Source organism: Trichocoleus sp. FACHB-591, from assembly GCF_014695845.1.
Taxonomy (GTDB): Bacteria; Cyanobacteriota; Cyanobacteriia; order FACHB-46; family FACHB-46; genus Trichocoleus.
In genome coordinates this window covers 73,833-92,667 of record NZ_JACJPA010000121.1, presented here as the reverse complement: position 1 = coordinate 92,667, position 18,835 = coordinate 73,833, and the positions used below count along the sequence as shown (strand labels likewise).

General features: G+C 50.5%; 12 protein-coding genes. 6 read left to right on the top strand and 6 right to left on the bottom strand.

From position 1 onward, the window contains the following. Positions 1-551: 551 nt before the first annotated feature. The 4 genes from H6F90_RS28185 (at position 552) to argJ (ending at position 8,494) form a co-directional block, all read left to right on the top strand. The gene (locus H6F90_RS28185) at positions 552-4,103 is read left to right on the top strand and encodes a PAS domain S-box protein (protein WP_190555290.1); all 3,552 of its coding nucleotides are present in this window, start codon (positions 552-554) and stop codon (positions 4,101-4,103) included. A gap of 565 nt (positions 4,104-4,668) precedes the next feature. Continuing rightward, positions 4,669-5,097, top strand: a complete 429-nt coding sequence (locus tag H6F90_RS28180) for a peptidylprolyl isomerase (protein ID WP_190438017.1) — start codon at positions 4,669-4,671, stop codon at positions 5,095-5,097. A 249-nt stretch (positions 5,098-5,346) separates the two neighbouring features. Beyond that, positions 5,347-6,831 carry an Asp-tRNA(Asn)/Glu-tRNA(Gln) amidotransferase subunit GatB gene (gatB, locus tag H6F90_RS28175; protein WP_190555289.1) on the top strand — a complete coding sequence of 495 codons (1,485 nt, stop codon included), beginning with the start codon at positions 5,347-5,349 and terminating at the stop codon, positions 6,829-6,831. A gap of 322 nt (positions 6,832-7,153) precedes the next feature. Then, on the top strand, positions 7,154-8,494 hold the full coding sequence (argJ, locus tag H6F90_RS28170) for a bifunctional ornithine acetyltransferase/N-acetylglutamate synthase (protein WP_190555288.1): 1,341 nt from the start codon (positions 7,154-7,156) through the stop codon (positions 8,492-8,494). Between the two features lie 16 nt (positions 8,495-8,510). On the opposite strand, the gene H6F90_RS28165 is transcribed toward argJ, so the two are convergent. Beyond that, on the bottom strand, positions 8,511-9,689 hold the full coding sequence (locus tag H6F90_RS28165) for a site-specific integrase (protein ID WP_190555287.1): 1,179 nt from the start codon (positions 9,687-9,689) through the stop codon (positions 8,511-8,513). Between the two features lie 242 nt (positions 9,690-9,931). Between H6F90_RS28165 and hemH the strand changes: the two genes are divergently transcribed. Next, positions 9,932-11,095, top strand: coding sequence for a ferrochelatase (gene hemH, locus H6F90_RS28160; RefSeq protein WP_190438006.1), 1,164 nt, complete (start codon positions 9,932-9,934; stop codon positions 11,093-11,095). A gap of 76 nt (positions 11,096-11,171) precedes the next feature. Here hemH and H6F90_RS28155 read toward each other — a convergent pair whose 3' ends face one another. The 3 genes from H6F90_RS28155 to H6F90_RS28145 form a co-directional block, all read right to left on the bottom strand. After that, a complete protein-coding gene (locus H6F90_RS28155; RefSeq protein ID WP_190555286.1) occupies positions 11,172-11,768 on the bottom strand; it encodes a DUF4126 domain-containing protein in 597 nt (198 codons plus the stop codon). A 214-nt stretch (positions 11,769-11,982) separates the two neighbouring features. Next, the gene (locus H6F90_RS28150; protein WP_190555285.1) at positions 11,983-14,220 is read right to left on the bottom strand and encodes an ATP-dependent RecD-like DNA helicase; all 2,238 of its coding nucleotides are present in this window, start codon (positions 14,218-14,220) and stop codon (positions 11,983-11,985) included. A gap of 49 nt (positions 14,221-14,269) precedes the next feature. Further along, positions 14,270-14,845 (bottom strand): DUF924 family protein, encoded by a 576-nt coding sequence (locus H6F90_RS28145; RefSeq protein WP_190555284.1) that lies wholly within the window; start codon positions 14,843-14,845, stop codon positions 14,270-14,272. A 209-nt stretch (positions 14,846-15,054) separates the two neighbouring features. Between H6F90_RS28145 and H6F90_RS28140 the strand changes: the two genes are divergently transcribed. After that, entirely contained in the window at positions 15,055-16,344 is a 1,290-nt protein-coding gene (locus H6F90_RS28140; RefSeq protein ID WP_190555283.1) for a Glu/Leu/Phe/Val dehydrogenase, read from the top strand. A 199-nt stretch (positions 16,345-16,543) separates the two neighbouring features. Here the strand turns inward: H6F90_RS28140 and H6F90_RS28135 are convergent, their stop codons facing one another. Next, positions 16,544-17,485: a GDP-L-fucose synthase gene (locus H6F90_RS28135; protein WP_190555282.1), complete on the bottom strand. Its 942-nt coding sequence runs from the start codon at positions 17,483-17,485 to the stop codon at positions 16,544-16,546. A 43-nt stretch (positions 17,486-17,528) separates the two neighbouring features. Continuing rightward, positions 17,529-18,602 (bottom strand): GDP-mannose 4,6-dehydratase, encoded by a 1,074-nt coding sequence (gene gmd / locus H6F90_RS28130; RefSeq protein WP_190437997.1) that lies wholly within the window; start codon positions 18,600-18,602, stop codon positions 17,529-17,531. Between the last annotated feature and the right edge of the window lie 233 nt (positions 18,603-18,835).

Genomic DNA, 18,835 nt, shown 5'->3' with positions numbered 1-18,835 from the left:
ATTAGCTGGTTCAGGGATGCGAACAGCGCTGTCATCTCACCATCTTGCCCGGATCAAGAGGGAGTGAGCTTAAATGAGCTTACCTGTTGAGGCGTTAGTGCTAAACAATCTGGGTAGAAACCCTGACTACGTATGAACTAGCGGATGAGAGTTAAGTTCCATAGGACTTCACTAAAGACAGAAGACAAGGCCCGCCTCAGTTTATACCTTGTTACTTAGATATTAAAAACATGATGAATAACTCATTAATTAAAGACAATGAACAACCAACTGACTGACTGGCTTAACTGGTAGCAACGAATTTACTTCCATCGCTGACAACTCTACAGCCAATCTAGTTAGCGCCCTGAGCTATTTCTATTCAATCCTGAGCTGACTCCACCTTAAAGGCTGGATCAGGAGAGTTTGAGAGATTAGCTCTAACTCTAATTGGCTTGTCTTATAGAGCAGTGGTCAACCTTTTATGACTTTTGTGACCTCACAAATCGTCTATACCTTTGAAGGTGCTTCTGGAATGATTCAACTTCCCCTGCTACCGCCTGTACAGAACCATGCTGCCAGTCTACCGTTCACTATTCCTGCGCTATGGGATTGCTGTCCTAGGAGTAGCATTGGCTCTACTTCTGCAATCTCCCCTAGCTGATTTATTAGAATCCCAAGTTCCATTTTTATTACTATTTAGCGCTGTCATAGCCAGCGCTTGGTATGGTGGCTTCGGTCCTGGAATGGTCGCCACTCTGCTAGCTACCTTGGGCTGCGCTTATTTTTACGTTGCCCCGTTTGATTCCTTGACATCGCCGTCTTCAGAGCAGGCTTTTGCGCTGGGGCTCTTTGCGGTGGAGGGAGTTTTAATTAGCCTACTGAGCGCCGCTCTCCACAAAGCCCAGAAGGGCACAGAAGTTTTTTGGCTGAGATCGAAGCAGCACCAGGAAACCCTGCGCCGTAGCGAGGAACGGTATCGGCTGCTAATCGAAAATGTCAAAGATTATGCCATTTTCATGCTGGATACGCGGGGCCGAGTTACGAGCTGGAATCCAGGAGCCGAGCGGATCTTAGGCTACAAGGAAGCTGAAATTCTAGAGCAGCATTTTTCTTGCTTTTTTACGGCTGAGGATGTGCAGCAGGGCAAGCCAGACCAAGAGATTAAGCAAGCGATCGCCGAAGACCGAGCCGAAGACGAACGCTGGCATGTGCGAAAAGATGGTAGCCGTTTTTATGCCAGTGGCATTACTACGGCCTTACGCGATCGCTTTGGGCGCTTACGGGGCTTCTCGAAACTGATGCGCGACATGACCGAGCGTAAACGCACCGAGGAAGCCCTTCAGGCAGCCCACGACCAGCTAGAAGCCGAAGTAATTAAACGAACGGCTGAACTTTCCACTGCTAACTCAGCCCTAAAAGAGCAAATTTCAGAGCGCTTACGCACAGAAGCTTGGTTGCGCGATGACGCTGAGCGGCTGACAGCCATTATTGATACCCAACATGACATCGCCACCGCAGAGCTAGATTTACTGCGCGTCATGAACTTAATTGCCGAGCGAACGCAAAAGATTACCTCAGCTACAGGCGCGGTCATTTTGCTACCCAACGGCGAAGACATGGTCTATCGAGTTGCCAGTGGAACGGCAGCGCCTTACGTGGGCTTGCGCGTTAAAGCTGACACCTGCTTTTCTGGGCAATGTTTTCACACCGGAGAAATTCTACGATGTGATGACGCTGAAACTGATCCCCGAATCAGTCCAGAGGTTTATCGGCGGGTAGGAGCTCGCTCGATGATTGCAGTCCCTTTGCGCTACGAACGCCGAATTGCCGGGGTACTGAAGGTTCTATCTCCTAACGTCAATGCTTTTAGTGAGCAAGATACCCACACGCTCCGCCTGATGGCAGGCTTTATTGCAGCAGCAGTAATGCATGCCGCTGAGTTTGAAGCCCGCCAAGCGATGGTGGTAGAACACACGACCGCGCTAGCTGCCCTGCGTGAAAGTGAAGAGCGCTTTAAGGGAGCCTTCCACGATTCGGCGGTAGGAATGGCCCTGATCGCCACAGATGGTCGCTTCTTGCAAGTGAATCGTTCCCTTTGCCAAATGCTGGGCTATTCAGACTCAGAATTGCTCAATACCAACTTTCAAGCCGTCACCCACCCAGACGACTTAGACAGAACCTTAATTTTTGTCTGTCAGATGCTGACTGGAGAGATTCAGGCTTATGAGATGGAGAAGCGGTATCTCCACAAGCAGGGACGCGTTGTTTGGGTATTACTGAACGTTTCGCTGGTGCATAATTCCCAAGGCGAACCTGTACATTTTATTGCTCAGATTCAGGATGTTACGGAACGCAAGCAAGCCGAGGAAGAACGAGCCCAACTGATTTGTGAGCAAGCAGCCCGCGCCGTAGCCGAAGCCTCAGAACAACGCTCGACATTTTTAGCCGAGGCCAGCGCGGTCCTATCTGCCTCCTTGGATTACGAAGCCACGCTGATCAGCCTAGCTCGGTTGGCAGTGCCTTATCTAGCCGATTTGTGTGTCATCGACATGGTGGAGGATGGGGAGTCGCTGCGGCCTCTGACGGTGGCTCACATTGACCCTGCCAAAGAAGATTTAGCTCGCCAACTCCAGCAATATTATCCGCTGCGGCTCAGCCACTTGCGCCCTGTGCTCCAAGCTCTACAGACGGGAGAATCTCAACTACTGGCTGAGGTGTCGGAAGCGGCGATCGCTGATTCCACCACCGATGCTGATTACCTACGGCTGATCCGCTCCTTGCACCCCAAGTCGGTCATGATTGTGCCCTTGATCGCGGCTGGGCGCACCATTGGGGTCATTTCTTTCACCATTTCCGAATCTCAGCGACACTATAACTCGGTTGACCTCACCCTGGCGGAAGACTTAGCTCGGCGGGCAGCCTTAGCCGTGGACAACGCCAGACTTTATCAAGAGGCTCAAGATGCGAACCGGATGAAAGACGAGTTTCTCGCCACGCTTTCTCACGAGTTACGCACTCCGTTGAACTCGATTTTGGGTTGGTCCCGGTTACTGGGAAGCCGCAAATTTGATGAAGTCACTACAGCGAAAGCCTTGGAAACCATTGAGCGCAATGCCAAATCTCAAGCTCAACTAATTGAAGATATTCTGGACGTTTCGCGGATTGTGCAAGGCAAGCTACAACTACAGGTTCGCCCTGTAGAGTTAATCACAGTCATCACGGCGGCGACTGATGCAGTGCGTCCCGCAGCAGAGGCTAAAGGCATCAGCTTGGAGCCAAAGCTAAACGAGGCGGCAACTCAAGTGTTAGGAGACCCCGATCGCCTGCAACAAATTGTCTGGAATCTGTTGGCCAATGCAATTAAGTTCACTCCCAGGGGTGGTCAGGTAGAGATTAGTCTGGAGCTGATAGACTCCTGCATTCAAATTCGGGTCCAAGATACAGGTCAAGGTATTCCGGCGGAATTTTTGCCCCACGTCTTCGATCGCTTTCGACAAGCAGACAGTACCAGTACGCGATCGCATGGCGGTTTAGGCTTGGGTTTGGCGATCGTGCGGCACCTGGTCGAGTTGCAGGGAGGAACAGTCAGCGCTGCAAGCCCTGGAGAAGGACAAGGCGCAACTTTTACAGTCAAGCTGCCGCCTCTAGTTCTGTCAGCCTCCGACCCAGAACTTCCGCCTTCCACGCACTGTTTGCTGGAGGGCATCGCCAATGCCTTGGAGTCTTCCCTGCTAAAAGGCGTGAGTGTCTTAGTCGTTGATGATGAGAATGATGCCAGAGAACTGCTACAAACGATCTTGGAGCAATCTGGAGCCAATGTGACTGCTGTTGCTTCTGTCGCCGAAGCGATCGCCGCTTACGAAAATCTCCAACCGGACATTCTGATTAGTGACATTGCCATGCCAGGGGAAGATGGCTATGCCCTGATTCATAGAGTCAAGACCCTGGAACATCACCCAGTCAAACCGATGCCTGCGATCGCCTTAACCGCTTACGCCAGAGAAGAAGACCAGGCTCAGGCATTGAGTGCGGGATTTCAAATGCATTTTGCTAAGCCTGTAGAGCCAACTTCTCTCGTTAGCGCTCTCGCGAATCTACTCGGTCGAACTGTCACGTCTTGAGTCAATTTGCTAAGTCTCTGAAACCAGGCTGAAGCCACCCAAGAATTGATAGAAATCTTGATAGGTACTTAAGGCAGCGATCGCAGTGAAATATCTAAATTATTAAATAGATTGTGCCCCAGCAATTCCTCTTTGAGAAATCAAAATCCCTGTATTTCTTTGTAACTTTAATAACAAGCTAAACTGTAAATCAACTTTTTGAGCTTTAGTTGCGACAAGTAGCTTTTATACACACTCAAGATAGCTTCCCAAGAGGTTGCCACGACATAAAAGGAACCAAAAAATTCTGGGCCACCTGAGTAAAACGGCACCTAGTAACACAAATCAATCAATTCTGACAAAATTTCTTTAGCTTAGGCTGCGATTTGATCCGAAACGGATTCAGCAACCTCGGCTCTTAAAAAGTACCGATTTAATTATTAAATTGACCCTAAAATGAAGCCGATTAACCACTCCATCCGCTAACGTTGGAAATTAAGCCCAAGGAGCAAAGTTCCAGCCTGGATAAAAACAGTGTTAGCCCCTCCTTATTGGCACTGCAAGACTAGAAACGCGAGATTAAAAAATGACACAAGCAAAAATTGGTGATACCGTAACTGTTCACTACACAGGTCGTCTAGATGATGGCACTGTATTTGATTCCTCGACTAATCGTGATCCACTACAATTCACCCTTGGTCAGGGCGATCTAATTCCTGGTTTCGAGAAAGCCGTTGTTGGCATGGCCCCCGGAGAATCTAAAACCGAGAAAATTCCAGTCGAGCAAGCTTATGGCCCTTACCGCGAAGAAATGGTCGTAGAGATCGATCGCCAGCAGATGCCGGAAGATTTAGAGCCTGAGGTGGGTCAACAGTTGCAAGTTCGCGAAGAAACCGGGGGTGTGATTCCAGTAGTGATTACAGATGTCAACGACGGCACTGTGACTCTAGATGCTAATCACCCTCTGGCGGGCGAGGAGTTAACTTTCGATATTCAACTGGTAAATATTGCCTAAGCTCGTCATCCTAATGGTTTAGACAGACTTCCCTCGCCCTTCCTGCTCTTTAGACAAGAGACCTAACCCCCAACCCCTTCCCTCGAGGGAAGGGGAGCTAGATTCAAAGTCCCTCTCTGCTCCGGAGAGAGGTTTGGGGAGAGGTCTGCACGACCATTGATCTAGGACAAAAGCTCTGGCAAAACGCCGAGTGAGGCGCTGCGGGGCTACAATAGAGCCAAATTGTTGCATCGCTGCAATCTGTATCCCATGACGACTGCTGCTCCGGTTAAAACTCAGTACGAAGCGATTATTGGCCTTGAAACCCACTGTCAACTCAAAACTGACACGAAGATCTTTTGCAACTGCTCCACCGAATTTGGCGGTGACCCCAATAGCCAAATTTGTCCAATTTGCATGGGTATGCCAGGGGTGCTACCAGTACTGAACCAGAAAGTGCTGGAGTACGCGGTTAAGACAGGCACGGCGCTCAACTGCCAAATTGCTCCCTTTAGCAAATTCGATCGCAAGCAGTATTTCTATCCTGACTTGCCCAAAAACTACCAAATCTCTCAGTTCGATTTACCAATCGCTGAGCATGGTTGGCTAGAAATTGAGCTGGTAGACTCAGACGGCAACCCAGCCCGTAAGCGCATCGGCATTACCCGACTGCACATGGAAGAAGACGCGGGTAAACTGGTCCACGGCGGCAGCGATCGCCTGGCGGGTTCTAGTTTCTCCTTGGTTGACTACAACCGCACCGGAGTTCCTCTCCTAGAAATTGTTTCTGAGCCAGATTTACGCACAGGCCAAGAAGCGGCTGAATACGCTCAAGAGCTCCGCCGCATTATTCGTTATCTCGGCGTGGGTGACGGCAATATGCAGGAAGGCTCCCTGCGTTGCGATGTCAACGTTTCCATCCGTCCAGTAGGGCAGGAAGCGTTCGGCACCAAGGTCGAGATCAAGAACATGAACTCTTTCAGTGCCATTCAAAAGGCGATTGAGTACGAAATTGAACGGCAAACTGAAGCGCTAGCCACTGGAGAGCGAATTGTTCAAGAAACGCGTCTCTGGGAAGAAGGCTCTCAGCGCACCATTAGTATGCGCGTCAAAGAAGGCTCCAGCGACTACCGCTATTTCCCCGAACCCGATCTGACTGGGATCCAAGTCACCACGGAACAGCTAGAGCAATGGCGCTCAGAACTGCCAGAACTGCCTGCTCAAAAGCGGCATCGCTACGAAACCGAGTTGGGCTTGTCTGCCTACGACGCACGAGTTCTGACCGACGATCGCAGCGTGGCTGAATATTTTGAAACCGCGATCGCCGCTCAGGCCAGTCCCAAACCAACGGCCAACTGGATCATGGGCGATATTGCCGCCTACCTCAATGCCAACAAGCTCAGCATTACCGAAATTGGCTTTAAACCAGAGGCCCTGGCAGAACTCGTCAAGCTGATTGAAGACAACACCATCAGTAACAACGCCGGGAAGGAAATTCTGCCCGACCTACTGGCTAATGGGGGTTCTCCCGCCAAAATTGTCGAGGAGCGCGGCTTAGCTCAACTCTCTGACCCTGATGCGATCGCGGCCATTATTGATGAAGTGATTGCTTCCAACCCCAAAGAACTAGAGCAATACCGGGGTGGTAAGACCAAGCTGTTAGGCTTCTTCGTGGGTCAGGTGCTCAAGAAGACGAGTGGACGGGCCAACCCTAAACTAACTAATCAGTTGCTCGCTCAAAAGCTGAACCCATAACCCTCTGTTCAACGGAACTCACCAGGGATCGTCCGCGTCGGATTAGACCCTGGTGTTTTTTTGGATGAAATTTTGATGAGGGGTGTCACCCCGCACCCCCTTGATGGCATAATGTGATAAGTAGATGCACCCTGATGGCGGGGAGAGTCGCTACAGACTCTCCCTTTTTCTTAAGCAATTTGTCATTGTTAACCATTTAGGGGCGATCGCACTGAATTTTGCACCCTAGCAGACAAGTTCTGCACCTGCCGAATGTAGTGAAGTAATAGCGGCCAGTTGATATAATCCCCTTTCAAGCGTCTCAGTGGTGGGAGGAGGAACAATGTCAGATTGGCGAAAAATTCCCGGTGGAATCACAGCGCCGCGAGGCTATCGGGCTGCGGGAATAGCCGCTGGATTGAAACCTTCTGGCCTGCCCGACCTAGCTTTGATTTTGTCGGAGGCGGAGGCGATCGCGGCAGGCGTTTTTACTACAACTCAAGTTCGAGCCGCCTGTGTGGATTACTGCCGAGAGCGCTTACAAGTGAAGGGAAGTGCCCAAGCCATTCTCTGTAATGCAGGTCAAGCGAATGCCGCTACTGGCTCCCAAGGTTGGATTGACGCGATCGAGAGTGCCCAAAGTTTAGCCCAAGCCCTAAATATTTCTTCAGACTCGATCTTGTTAGCTTCAACTGGGGTGATCGGTCAGCGCATCCCCATGGCAGCCTTGAAAGCCGCGATTCCGCATCTGATCGCTGCTGCTTCCGATCAAGGCTCGGACCATGCGGCTCAAGCGATCGCTACGACCGATCTTGTGACTAAATCGATCGCCCTAGAAACGACCCTGCACGGTCGTCCGGTACGGATCGGGGGTATTGCCAAAGGTTCTGGCATGATTCACCCCAACATGGCGACGATGTTGGCGTTCGTTACCTGTGATGCTGCTGTTTCCCCACCCCTTTGGCAAGACATGCTGAGTCGCGCCGCCGATCGCAGCTTCAACCAAATCACAGTTGATGGCGACACCAGCACCAACGATACGCTCTTAGCGCTGGCCAACGGTCAGTCGCGCACACCTGCCATTACCGAACCTGGCCCCGATGCGGACAAGCTAGAAGCCATGTTGACCGAGGTTTGTGTCTATTTGGCTAAGGCGATCGCCCGCGATGGGGAAGGAGCGACTTGCTTAATGGAGGTGCAAGTCTCCGGTGCGCCTGACGACAGCTCGGCTCGGCAAATCGCTCGCACGATCGCCGGTTCTTCCTTAGTGAAATCAGCTATTTTCGGCCATGACCCGAACTGGGGCCGCATTGCTGCTGCTGCAGGTCGTGCGGGAGTTTCTTTTGGTCAGGAAAATCTGCAAATCAAGTTAGGTGACTTTTTGCTGATGGAGCAAGGCCAGCCGCTGAAGTTCGATCGCGCGGCTGCGAGTGCTTACCTGAAACAAGCAACAGCCAAAGAGATACTACCGCCCGATGTGGTCAGCACCGAGTTAAGTAATGACTTGATGGTGATGAAAAATGGCGAGCTAGTTCCCTTTCGCCGCATGACTACCAGCGAAAGCCAAGCTCAAAACGTCGTCACAATCGCCGTCAGCATCGGCAATGAATCTGGCGCTGGCACCGCTTGGGGGTGCGACCTCAGTTACGATTACGTGAAGATCAACGCCGAGTACACCACCTAACTGTTGAGTGGGGGAATTAACGTAGTGGCGCTTTGAGCTGAGTACGGCTGAGGGCTGCTTCTACCGCTTGCTGTTGGTCACGTCGCGTCAGCCACTGATGGTAGGTACGGGTGTGTACCGTGACGGAGTGCCCCATCATCCGAGCTGCGACAGTATCTGGCAGACCAAAGTGGATTGTTCTGACCGCCCAGGCGTGGCGCAAATCGTAGGGTGAGAAGGGCACTTGATAGCGGCGAAATTGGGTCGTCACTTGTTGCCCAACTCGTTGCAGTGTCGTGCGGTTGAGGTTAGTGTCTACGGGAGGCAAGCAAATGCTGCGGAGATCGAATTGCTCGATCCATTCAGGGAAAAACGGCCAGACTTCATGACTTCCAGTCTTGGTCGTAGACAAGACTTGAATCGTGCTCGCTGCATCCCCTTGGCTTAAACCGGAATAATCAGAGAAAAATACTTCATGGTTTCGTAACCCATAGGTCGCCATAATGCCATAGACAAATCGCCACGCTGGGTTGGGAATTTGCTCAAACGTTTTGACGATCAGCTCATCAGACGGGAGTTCTCGCGCTTGAGTTTGATTCGGGCTATAGCTGCCCCAGAGGGATTTTAGGTCAATGGGCAACTCTAAGTTGAGAAACTCTGCCAAGGCACTTAGTGCGGTACAGCAAGCTTGACGACTGCGAGACTGGTCATCGGTTGAGCGCACCGTAGCGTAAATCGCTTCGGCCAAACTAAATTTGGGATGCTCTTGGGCGATCGCAACTAATTTTCGCAGGTACGGCGCATAAGTGAAGCGCCAGGTAGTCTTGGCGGAGGCTGAGTTTTTTATTCGCTGCGGCTGCATCAAAAAATGTTCTTCAAAGACCTGAATTTGTTCTGGCAAATCTAGGTCATACAATCGGCCTCCACCGGAGACAGCTAAATAGTGCCGCCAATCAAACGTCTTTTGAATGAGTTGAGCCGCGATCACCTTAACTTCCTGTTCTGCCTGCTTCAACCCGCTTGGGGTAGCGGATAGTCCCAAAACCAGTCGTTGTTGGTGAGGACGCAGACGTGAACTATCCGGTCGAGGTGGCAGAGTGCCCCGCAAATTTAACTTCTGTCCCCGCCGCTCAATTTGCAGTCCCAACTTTGCCGCTTTGAGGCGTTGATTTACTTGAAGAATTTTCGCATCAAGCGCTTGATTGGCATCAGTCATGGCAAACTTAATAGTTAACAGGAGTTTTAAATCTTTTAAGAACTTGAAATATATAGCAGTCCTAAATAATTTATGAAACTGGCGGCTTGTGAGAGGTGCATCTTTCACAACCCATTGGGGATCGCCATACATAACTTTAGTAATTAAAGTTGGGTATTTAGCACCATGATGTCAAACGGATTTAGGAAATTAATTGTTAAAATCAGTAACAAACATGAGAGGGTAGGGGGATCGTGACCACAATGGGTCGTACTGGCGTTCTATTGCTCAATTTAGGTGGGCCTGATCAACTGGAGGACGTCCGTCCCTTCCTGTTTAACCTATTCTCTGATCCAGAAATCATTCGTCTACCATTTCCTTGGCTGCAGAAGCCGCTAGCCTGGATTATCGCCACGAGCCGAGCCAAGAAATCTCAGGAAAACTATCGTCAGATTGGTGGTGGCTCCCCTCTACGACGTATTACAGAAGCTCAGGCCCAAGCAATTCAAGCTTCCTTGCGGCAAAAAGGCCATGATGCCTCGGTCTACATTGGCATGCGCTACTGGCATCCTTTCACCGAGGAAGCGATCGCCCGGATTAAGCGCGACCAAATTGAAAAGCTAGTAATCCTGCCCCTATACCCTCAGTTTTCCATTAGTACCAGTGGCTCTAGCTTCCGTTTACTCGAGAAGCTTTGGCAAGAAGACCCTGCTCTCAACCAGGTTGAATATACAACGGTAGCGTCCTGGTACAACCGCCCTGGTTACCTCCAGGCAATGGCCCAGTTAATTGCTCAGGAACTGGATAAATTTCCTAACCCTGACCAGGTGCATATCTTCTTCAGTGCTCACGGCGTTCCTGTCAGCTATGTCGAAGAAGCGGGCGATCCGTACCAGAAAGAGATTGAGGAATGCACGGCGCTGATCATGCAAACCCTCAATCGGCCCAACGCTCATACACTGGCCTACCAAAGCCGAGTGGGTCCAGTAGAGTGGCTAAAGCCCTATACAGAGGATGCGCTCGCAGAATTAGGATCTCAAGGTGTTCAAGATTTAGCCATCGTTCCCATCAGCTTCGTTTCAGAACATATTGAAACCTTGCAAGAAATTGATATTGAGTACCGCGAGTTAGCAGAAGAATCCGGAATTCATCATTTTCAGCGGGTTCCCGCTCTCGATACCCATCCTGGTTTTATTGAGGACTTGGCCGATCTCGTCGTTGAGGCATTGGAAGCTCCCCCGATCGCCTTGTCTCAAGTCACCCAAATGAAGAAGATGGTGAAGATGTACCCCCAAGAGCGGTGGGAGTGGGGTATGACGACTGCGGCGGAAGTTTGGAATGGCCGAATCGCCATGCTGGGCTTTATTGCGCTGATGATCGAACTGCTCAGCGGTCGTGGGCCGCTGCACTTTGTGGGATTGCTATAAGTTGGCTTTAAGCGAGTGTGGAAGCGCGGGATAACCTGACTCATTAGGCTCTCGCGCTTTTATCTAGCGAGTCTTGTCAATCTGGTTCTTGCTTATGCCGCCGGGGTTGCTGGCAATCGCGAGGATGTGCTTGCTCGGCATACCAGCGTCGCCATTCTTTAGAACTCCGGATGGCTAGCCACAGCAGCAGTAAGGCGATGAGTCCACCTTGGCGAGGCGCATCAAAAGCAAAAAAGACCAGAATAATGCACAAACTATCTTGGGCAAAAATCATCCAAAGCGGCAGTTTGCGGAGGCGGTAAAACCAGCCGATTTGCACTAACTGTAAAACTAACGCTAACAGACCACCCACGACACCAATCAGCCCTACCAACCAAGGCGACATTGCGGCCACGCGAGCGATCGCCATCCCCATCAAGGCTCCGACAATGGGGCTAAAAATCACTTGAATAATTTGTAAAGCCCGCTGCCCTAACTGTCGCTTCGAAATCGAGACTTCTAATAGCGACCAGCTCACCAACACGCCAATCACGACAGGCGGCGGCACCTGAGACAAGATTGGTACACGAGACCACAAGTCTTCGCCTTGCAGCAACCCAATAATCAATAGCGGCAAAGCAATTCTTAAACCTGCCGCTGAAGAAGCGGAGAGCGCGGCTAGAATCTCAATCATAATGACAAATTAGCCTGCACTAAAACCTAACAGCCCTCAAGGTTCGTTTTTTAGTTTAGGAGATTTGTAGTCAGAGCCTTGTAATCAGATTGACATGTTTTTGACTCTGTCTCTAAATAATTTTCCTTGAGAGTTTTCTCAGACCGGAAGTTTTTACGGCAATTTAGTTTCTCTAGTCCTTAGAAAAACCAGTTCAGCGAATTGAGCCTTGCTACTACCTTAAACGACGCGCTAAGGCTGTGTAACGTTGTTGGTCCTTAACTTGATTAACGGCGATCGCGATCGCCTTTTTCGGTCCGACTAGAAAGGCAAGTTGCTTGGCCCGAGTCAGTCCGGTATAAAGCAAGTTGCGGCTGAGCATCATGTAGTGCTGCAAATATAAGGGCAAGATCACCACCGGATACTCACTGCCTTGGGCTTTATGAATTGTGACAGCCCACGCCAGCGTAATTTCATTTAAGTCAGCGCGATCGTAGTTGACGAGGCGATCGCCGAATCGCACCGTTACTTCTTGCTCTTCTGGGTCGATCGCGGCAATGACTCCTAAGTCCCCGTTAAACACTTCCCGGTCGTAGTCATTGACTTGTTGAATCACGCGATCGCCAACTCGTAAAGTCATGCCGCCTCTGGCAATCTCGGTTTTGCCGCTGTAGGGAGGGTTGATTAACTGTTGCAACACGGTGTTGAGATTCCGAGTCCCTACTTCGCCGCGCGTCATGGGACATAGGACTTGCACATCCTGGGCAGGGACAAAACCCAACTGTGGAATTAAGTCGTTAATCAGGTCATGAATTGCCTGAACACCGTCTTCTGGTTGCGGTGCTCCTAACCAGAGACAATCGGTTTGAGGCACAGCAGAAACGGGTTCGAGTTGTGGCACCTGTCCTTGATTAATCCGGTGAGCATTTTGCACAATGTAACTCGCCTGAGCTTGCCGAAACACCTTAGTTAGCCGAATTACCGGGACTTGTCCAGATCGAATCAAGTCCCGCAGCACATTGCCTGGGCCGACACTGGGTAGCTGATCGATATCGCCGACTAGCAACATCTGGGCCTCCAGTGGCACAGCTTTGATCAAGGAATTGGCAAGAAACAAATCCAACATTGAGGATTCGTCTACGATCACAGCCTGGGTTTCTAGAGGATTGTCGTAGCCGCGCTTAAAGCCAAAGGTCTTCGGGTCAAACTCCAACAAGCGATGTAGCGTTTTGGCTTCCTGTCCAGTCATCTCACTCAGTCGTTGCGCGGCCCGTCCGGTGGGGGCAGCCAGCGCGATCGCCTTTCCCATTGCTCTCCACAGCGCCACAATGGTCCGAGTCGTAAAGGTTTTGCCGCAACCTGGGCCTCCAGTCAGAATCAATACCCGCTGAGTGGCTGCCATTTCTACGGCTTGGCGTTGTTGCTCGGAAAGTGCCAATCCAGTTTTGGCTGTAAAGCGGTCGATCCAGGCTTGGACTCTGGGCAAATCCACTGTGACTGGACGCTGCAACCATTGCCGCAACCGCTCTGCCATATTGGTCTCTGCTTGGAAAAAGGCAGGCTTATAGCAAATGAATTGACCTTGTAACTCGCCAGAGCCACCTTGCATCACCAATTGATCTTCTAAACCCATTTGGGTCATGATCGCCGAAATTTGCTCTGGATCTGGCTCATGATCGCTCAAGGCTAAGCGCTGCACCGTTCGCTCTACCAACTCTGGCTGGGGTAAAAAGCAATGGCCTTCCTCGCTCGCCTCCGACAAAACATGCAACAAGCCGCAGCGGTAGCGAAATTCTGAATCTGGGGCAATGCCGAGATTTCGGGCGATCGCATCTGCCGTCACGAAACCAATGCCATACACATCGGTTGCCAGTTGGTAAGGGTTGTTGGTGACTGTGGCGATCGCTTCTGCGCCATACTGCTTATAGATTTTGACGGCATAAGTGGTAGAAACGCCGTGACTTTGCAGAAACAGCATCACCTCTTTGATCGCCTTCTGAGTTTCCCAAGCCGCCTGGATCATTTTGACCCGCTTCTTGGCAATTCCGGGCACTTCTCCTAGGCGATCGCACTGATTTTCGATTACCTCTAAGGTTTCTAGGCCAAAGTGCGCCACAATCCGCTTGGCAGTTACAGGACCAATCCCCTTAATTAGGCCACTCCCTAGATACTTTTCAATGCCTGTCAGGGTTGCAGGTTTAGTTTCTCGGTAATAAGTCACCTCAAACTGCGGCCCAAACTTGGGATGCTCTCGCCAGATCCCTTGCATTTGAAGTGTTTGGCCCGCTTGAATACTGGAGAAGTTACCGACAATTGTGACTAGGTCTCTGGCTCGCGGTGCCTTGAGTCGAGCGATTGTGTAACCTGACTCTTCAGAATGAAAGGTCAGGCGCTCTACCACTCCTTGCAATTGCTCGGTCTGAGCCGATGGGGCGGCATTCGCTGGGCCATAGGATGGTGAAGGAGTGGACATAGTAACCCGATAACCTTGTCAACAGCTACCAAATCAAAATTTCAAACACTTAAAACGATGAACCCGGTTGCTTCAAGAACTCCGCTTCTTCAGGAGTTGTTGTACGGCCCAAAATTTGATTGCGATGGGGAAAGCGCCCAAATCCTTCAATAATTTCTTTATGGCGAACCGCATAGGGAAACATATCACCAGCATCTGGATCGTCACTCAACTGCCGAAACAGTTCTACTGATAAGCGCTGGTGTTCTAAATTCTCACTGTGCTCAAAGGGTAAGTAAATAAACATCCTCTGCACAGGCAACAAAGCTTGGTCAAAGTCCTGCGCGATCGCTTGCTGAGCGGTGATTAAAGCTTGAGCATCCGTAGCATAAGCTCGGCGATCGCCCCGAAAGATATGGCGCGGAAACTGATCGAACAACAATATCAAGGCCAAACAACCATCAGGGGAAGCTGTCCAACCATTGTAGTGACCAGCCACCGCTGCTTCGTAGTTGGATAGAAAGCGATCGCTGATGTCTCGATCAAAATTTGGATCCTTTGCGAACCAAATCTTGCGGCTCTTGCCATAACTACTTGATTCTGGACTGCCAAACCAGAAATTTAGGATTTGCTCAATGCGTAACATGCTGCCTACTTTTGTGGCTTACCCAAACTTGCCCTAATCAAAATTCTAGCGATCGCTACCACCTATGTTTTGGTAGCCACCACCTATCACTTTTGCTCCAGGGAAAATGTAACGAATTTTACCAAAATCCAGAGTGATCCCCATTCAGAAGGCTAGGCTACGGATAGATACCCAGTTCGCAGAGAGACTGCGATTGTGAGAGTAATGTTATGGGTTCACCATCACTCCTGCCTCTAGAACCTGCTTCACCTGCCCACATTTGTCCCTTAGATCAAACCTGTAGCTATCTGGACGAAGCCGCTAGAGAACTTCAACTAGATGCTGGTTTACAAGCTATCTTGAGCCATCCTCGTAAAGTCGTCACCGTTTCCATCCCCATCAAACTGGATAACGGTACTGTACAAGTTCTGGCGGGGCACCGAGTTCAGCACTGTGATGTCCTCGGTCCCTATAAAGGCGGTACACGCTATCATCCCGCCGTGACTTTACGGGAAGTTTCGGCTCTAGCCATGCTAATGACCTGGAAGTGCGCACTCTTAGGCATTCCTTATGGAGGTGCGAAAGGGGGAATTGCCATTAATCCTAACGATTACAGTGTCAGCGAGCTAGAACGAATTACTCGCCGCTACACCAACGAGTTAATCAAAGATATTGGACCCTCTGTAGATATTCCTGCGCCCGATGTTGGCACCTCCGCGCGGGAAATGGCCTGGATGATGGACACCTACTCCATGAACGTAGGCCACGCTGTCCCCGGAGTAGTGACAGGTAAACCGATCTCAATTGGTGGTTCTCTCGGACGAGAAATGGCTACAGGTCGAGGCGTAATGATCACGGTCCGGGAGGCACTAGCAGCTCAGGGCAAGTCTTTGGCAGGTGCCCGGATTGTCATCCAAGGATTTGGTAATGTTGGCCGATCCGCCGCCCAGTTGCTATACGAAGCTGGCGCTAGAATTCTAGCGGTCTCCACCAGTACCAACGGTCTGTTTGCTGACGCTGGCCTGGATATTCCAGCCTTGCTAACCTATGCCGCCGAAAACCATAAGAGCTTAGTTGGATTTCCCGGTTCCACGCCGATTAGCAATGACGATCTCTTGCTCCTTCCCTGCGATGTCTTGATTCCAGCCGCTTTAGAAAACCAAATTACTGAAGCTAATGTCGCTCAAATCAAGGCTCAGATCATCGTAGAAGCAGCCAATGGCCCAGTGACATTAGCCGCAGACCAAGCCCTGGAAGCGAGAGGTGTTACGGTATTTCCTGATATTCTCGCTAACGCAGGTGGAGTCGTCGTGAGTTACCTGGAATGGGTGCAGGGGCTTTCCTATGTCTTCTGGGACGAAGAACGAGTAAACCGCGAAATGGAAAGCTTGATGGTGCATGCCTTCCAGCGTGTCTTGCAGCAATCACAAAATCGCCAAGTTCCACTCCGCTTAGCAGCCTATACTCTGGCTGTGGGTCGTGTGGCCCAAGCTGTCAGCGATCGCGGTCTCTATCCCTAATTCTCTATCCCCACTATTTGAGGATTGAGGTTTTAGCGATCGCCATTGCCTGAATTGAAGAGAAGATGGCGATCGCTTCTTGTCTCTCATTGTTATAGGAGTCGCAATGGACATAGGGGCGGGTTTAGTAGCAGGATTCGCATTATCGCGATACCTGAACTACAAAACCCGCCCCTACAGATGATGTCTAAGTTGTGGCTTAGCTAGCGTGCTGTTTGTACCACTCAATTGTGTTTTTCAGCCCTTGCCTAAATTCCATTTGAGCCGTAAAGCCAAACTGCTTGGCTCGTTCTGTATCCAAGCAGCGGCGTGGCTGACCATTAGGTTTGTCGGTTTCCCAAACAATCTCGCCTTCAAAGCCCATCAGCTCACAAATCAGAGTTACCAGATCGTGAATTGTGATTTCGTAGCCAGTCCCCAGATTCACAGGCTCAGAATCGTTGTAGGACTGGGTGCCCATCACAATGCCACGGGCCGCATCCTCAGAATAGAGAAACTCACGAGTCGGACTGCCATCACCCCAGACAGGGAGTTGCTGGTCTCCCCGTTGCTGAGCTTCGTAAACCTTACGAATCAACGCTGGGATGACGTGGGAACTGCGAGGATCGAAGTTATCCTCAGGCCCATACAAGTTCACTGGCAATAAGTAGATGCCATTGAAGCCATACTGCTGGCGATAGGATTGCAGCTGGACCAACAGAGCTTTCTTAGCCACGCCATAAGGGGCATTAGTCTCCTCAGGGTAGCCATCCCAAAGATTTTCTTCCTTGAACGGCACCGGGGTGAACTTAGGGTAAGCACAAATGGTACCCACACAGACAAACTTCTGGACCCCCGCTTGATAGGCCGCATGAATCAACTGCGTACCCATCATTAAGTTGTCGTAGAACAGTTCGGCTGGTTTTTCTCGGTTCAGCCCGATCCCACCCACATGGGCCGCTAAGTGAATCACCACATCCTGCTGATCAACCGCTCGTTGGCAGTGATCGAGGAAACGTAGGTCATAATCCCGCGATCGCACCACCGTAATCTTTTGGGAATCAGCACCTGCCCGTTGGAGCTGGTCGATCACTTGACGCCCCAGGAAGCCAGCACCTCCCGTCACCAAAATCCGTTTATCTCTGAGATCCAGCGTTGTCATGGCTTTTTTATCTCTGTTGAAATAAATCAGAAATGCTCAGAGATTAGCTCATTACATTGCTGACTTCGTGGCGAATGGTAGCGTGTTCCAAAGACGCACCTCTACCATTTTCCATAGTAAGTCCCAAGGCTTGCAAATCAGCTTCCACCATGATGGCGACAAGCTGCTCAAAAGTCACAGAGGGTTCCCAACCCAGCTTCTGCTTGGCTTTAGCAGGATCTCCAATCAGCAGATCAACTTCTGCGGGACGTAGGTAACGCTCGTCAAACTCAACGTAGTCGTTCCAATCCAGGTTGACACACTTAAAGGACAAATCTAGAAACTCACTGATTGAGTGCGTTTCACCCGTTGCCACTACATAGTCATCGGGTTGATCTTGTTGCAGCATCAACCACATTGCCCGCACATAATCTTTGGCGTATCCCCAGTCCCGCTTGGAATCTAAGTTGCCCAAGTAGATCTTCTTCTGCTTGCCTGCCACAATTCGCGCGATCGCTCGGGTAATTTTGCGAGTGACGAAGGTTTCACCTCGACGCGGAGACTCATGGTTGAACAAAATTCCGTTGGACGCAAACATACCGTAAGATTCACGGTAGTTTACAGTCTGCCAATGAGCATAGACCTTAGCGCAGGCATAAGGACTACGAGGATAGAAGGGTGTGGTTTCGGTTTGAGGTACTTCCTGCACCTTGCCAAACATCTCTGAGGAACCTGCCTGGTAAAACCGCACTTCTAAGCCAGTTCGATGTTGGTAGTCACGAATAGCTTCCAGCAGTCTGAGTGTGCCCATCCCTACTGCATCTGCGGTGTACTCAGGTGAGTCAAAACTGACTCGCACATGCGACTGAGCCCCCAAGTTATAAATTTCTTGCGGCTGCACTTCTTCTAGGATGCGGCGCAACGTTGTCCCATCCGTCAAGTCGCCGTAGTGCAGAAACAAACGCGCTCCCTCTTTATGAGGGTCTTCGTATACATGGTCAATGCGGTCTGTATTAAAAGTTGAAGTTCGTCGGATAATGCCATGAACTTCATAACCCTTTTCTAACAGCAATTCGCTGAGGTAAGAGCCATCTTGACCTGTAATACCTGTGATTAGCGCTCGCTTCCGTTGGGTCATTTGAAAAGTTCCTTCTGTGGCTGACATGGGGGCTGGGGAAACATAAGTTTTAGCGGTTTAAGCTAGTCACAACTCCAAGCAATTCCCCTGAGAGTCTGGAGCAGACAGATGCAATTTCAAGCTTGTGCCTAGCCGCTACACCTCTATACATCCCATTTTTGTTAAGAGTCAATCCATACGTTAGCCTGAAACTCTCAACAAAACATCAAAAAACTATGTAGTGTCTGCAAAGA

Coding starts and splice junctions, on each gene's coding strand:
- H6F90_RS28185 (WP_190555290.1), top strand. CDS start 552: ATGCTGCCAGTCTACCGTTCACTATTCCTGCGCTATGGGATTGCTGTC.
- H6F90_RS28180 (WP_190438017.1), top strand. CDS start 4,669: ATGACACAAGCAAAAATTGGTGATACCGTAACTGTTCACTACACAGGT.
- gatB (WP_190555289.1), top strand. CDS start 5,347: ATGACGACTGCTGCTCCGGTTAAAACTCAGTACGAAGCGATTATTGGC.
- argJ (WP_190555288.1), top strand. CDS start 7,154: ATGTCAGATTGGCGAAAAATTCCCGGTGGAATCACAGCGCCGCGAGGC.
- H6F90_RS28165 (WP_190555287.1), bottom strand. CDS start 9,689: ATGACTGATGCCAATCAAGCGCTTGATGCGAAAATTCTTCAAGTAAAT.
- hemH (WP_190438006.1), top strand. CDS start 9,932: ATGGGTCGTACTGGCGTTCTATTGCTCAATTTAGGTGGGCCTGATCAA.
- H6F90_RS28155 (WP_190555286.1), bottom strand. CDS start 11,768: ATGATTGAGATTCTAGCCGCGCTCTCCGCTTCTTCAGCGGCAGGTTTA.
- H6F90_RS28150 (WP_190555285.1), bottom strand. CDS start 14,220: ATGTCCACTCCTTCACCATCCTATGGCCCAGCGAATGCCGCCCCATCG.
- H6F90_RS28145 (WP_190555284.1), bottom strand. CDS start 14,845: ATGTTACGCATTGAGCAAATCCTAAATTTCTGGTTTGGCAGTCCAGAA.
- H6F90_RS28140 (WP_190555283.1), top strand. CDS start 15,055: ATGGGTTCACCATCACTCCTGCCTCTAGAACCTGCTTCACCTGCCCAC.
- H6F90_RS28135 (WP_190555282.1), bottom strand. CDS start 17,485: ATGACAACGCTGGATCTCAGAGATAAACGGATTTTGGTGACGGGAGGT.
- gmd (WP_190437997.1), bottom strand. CDS start 18,602: ATGACCCAACGGAAGCGAGCGCTAATCACAGGTATTACAGGTCAAGAT.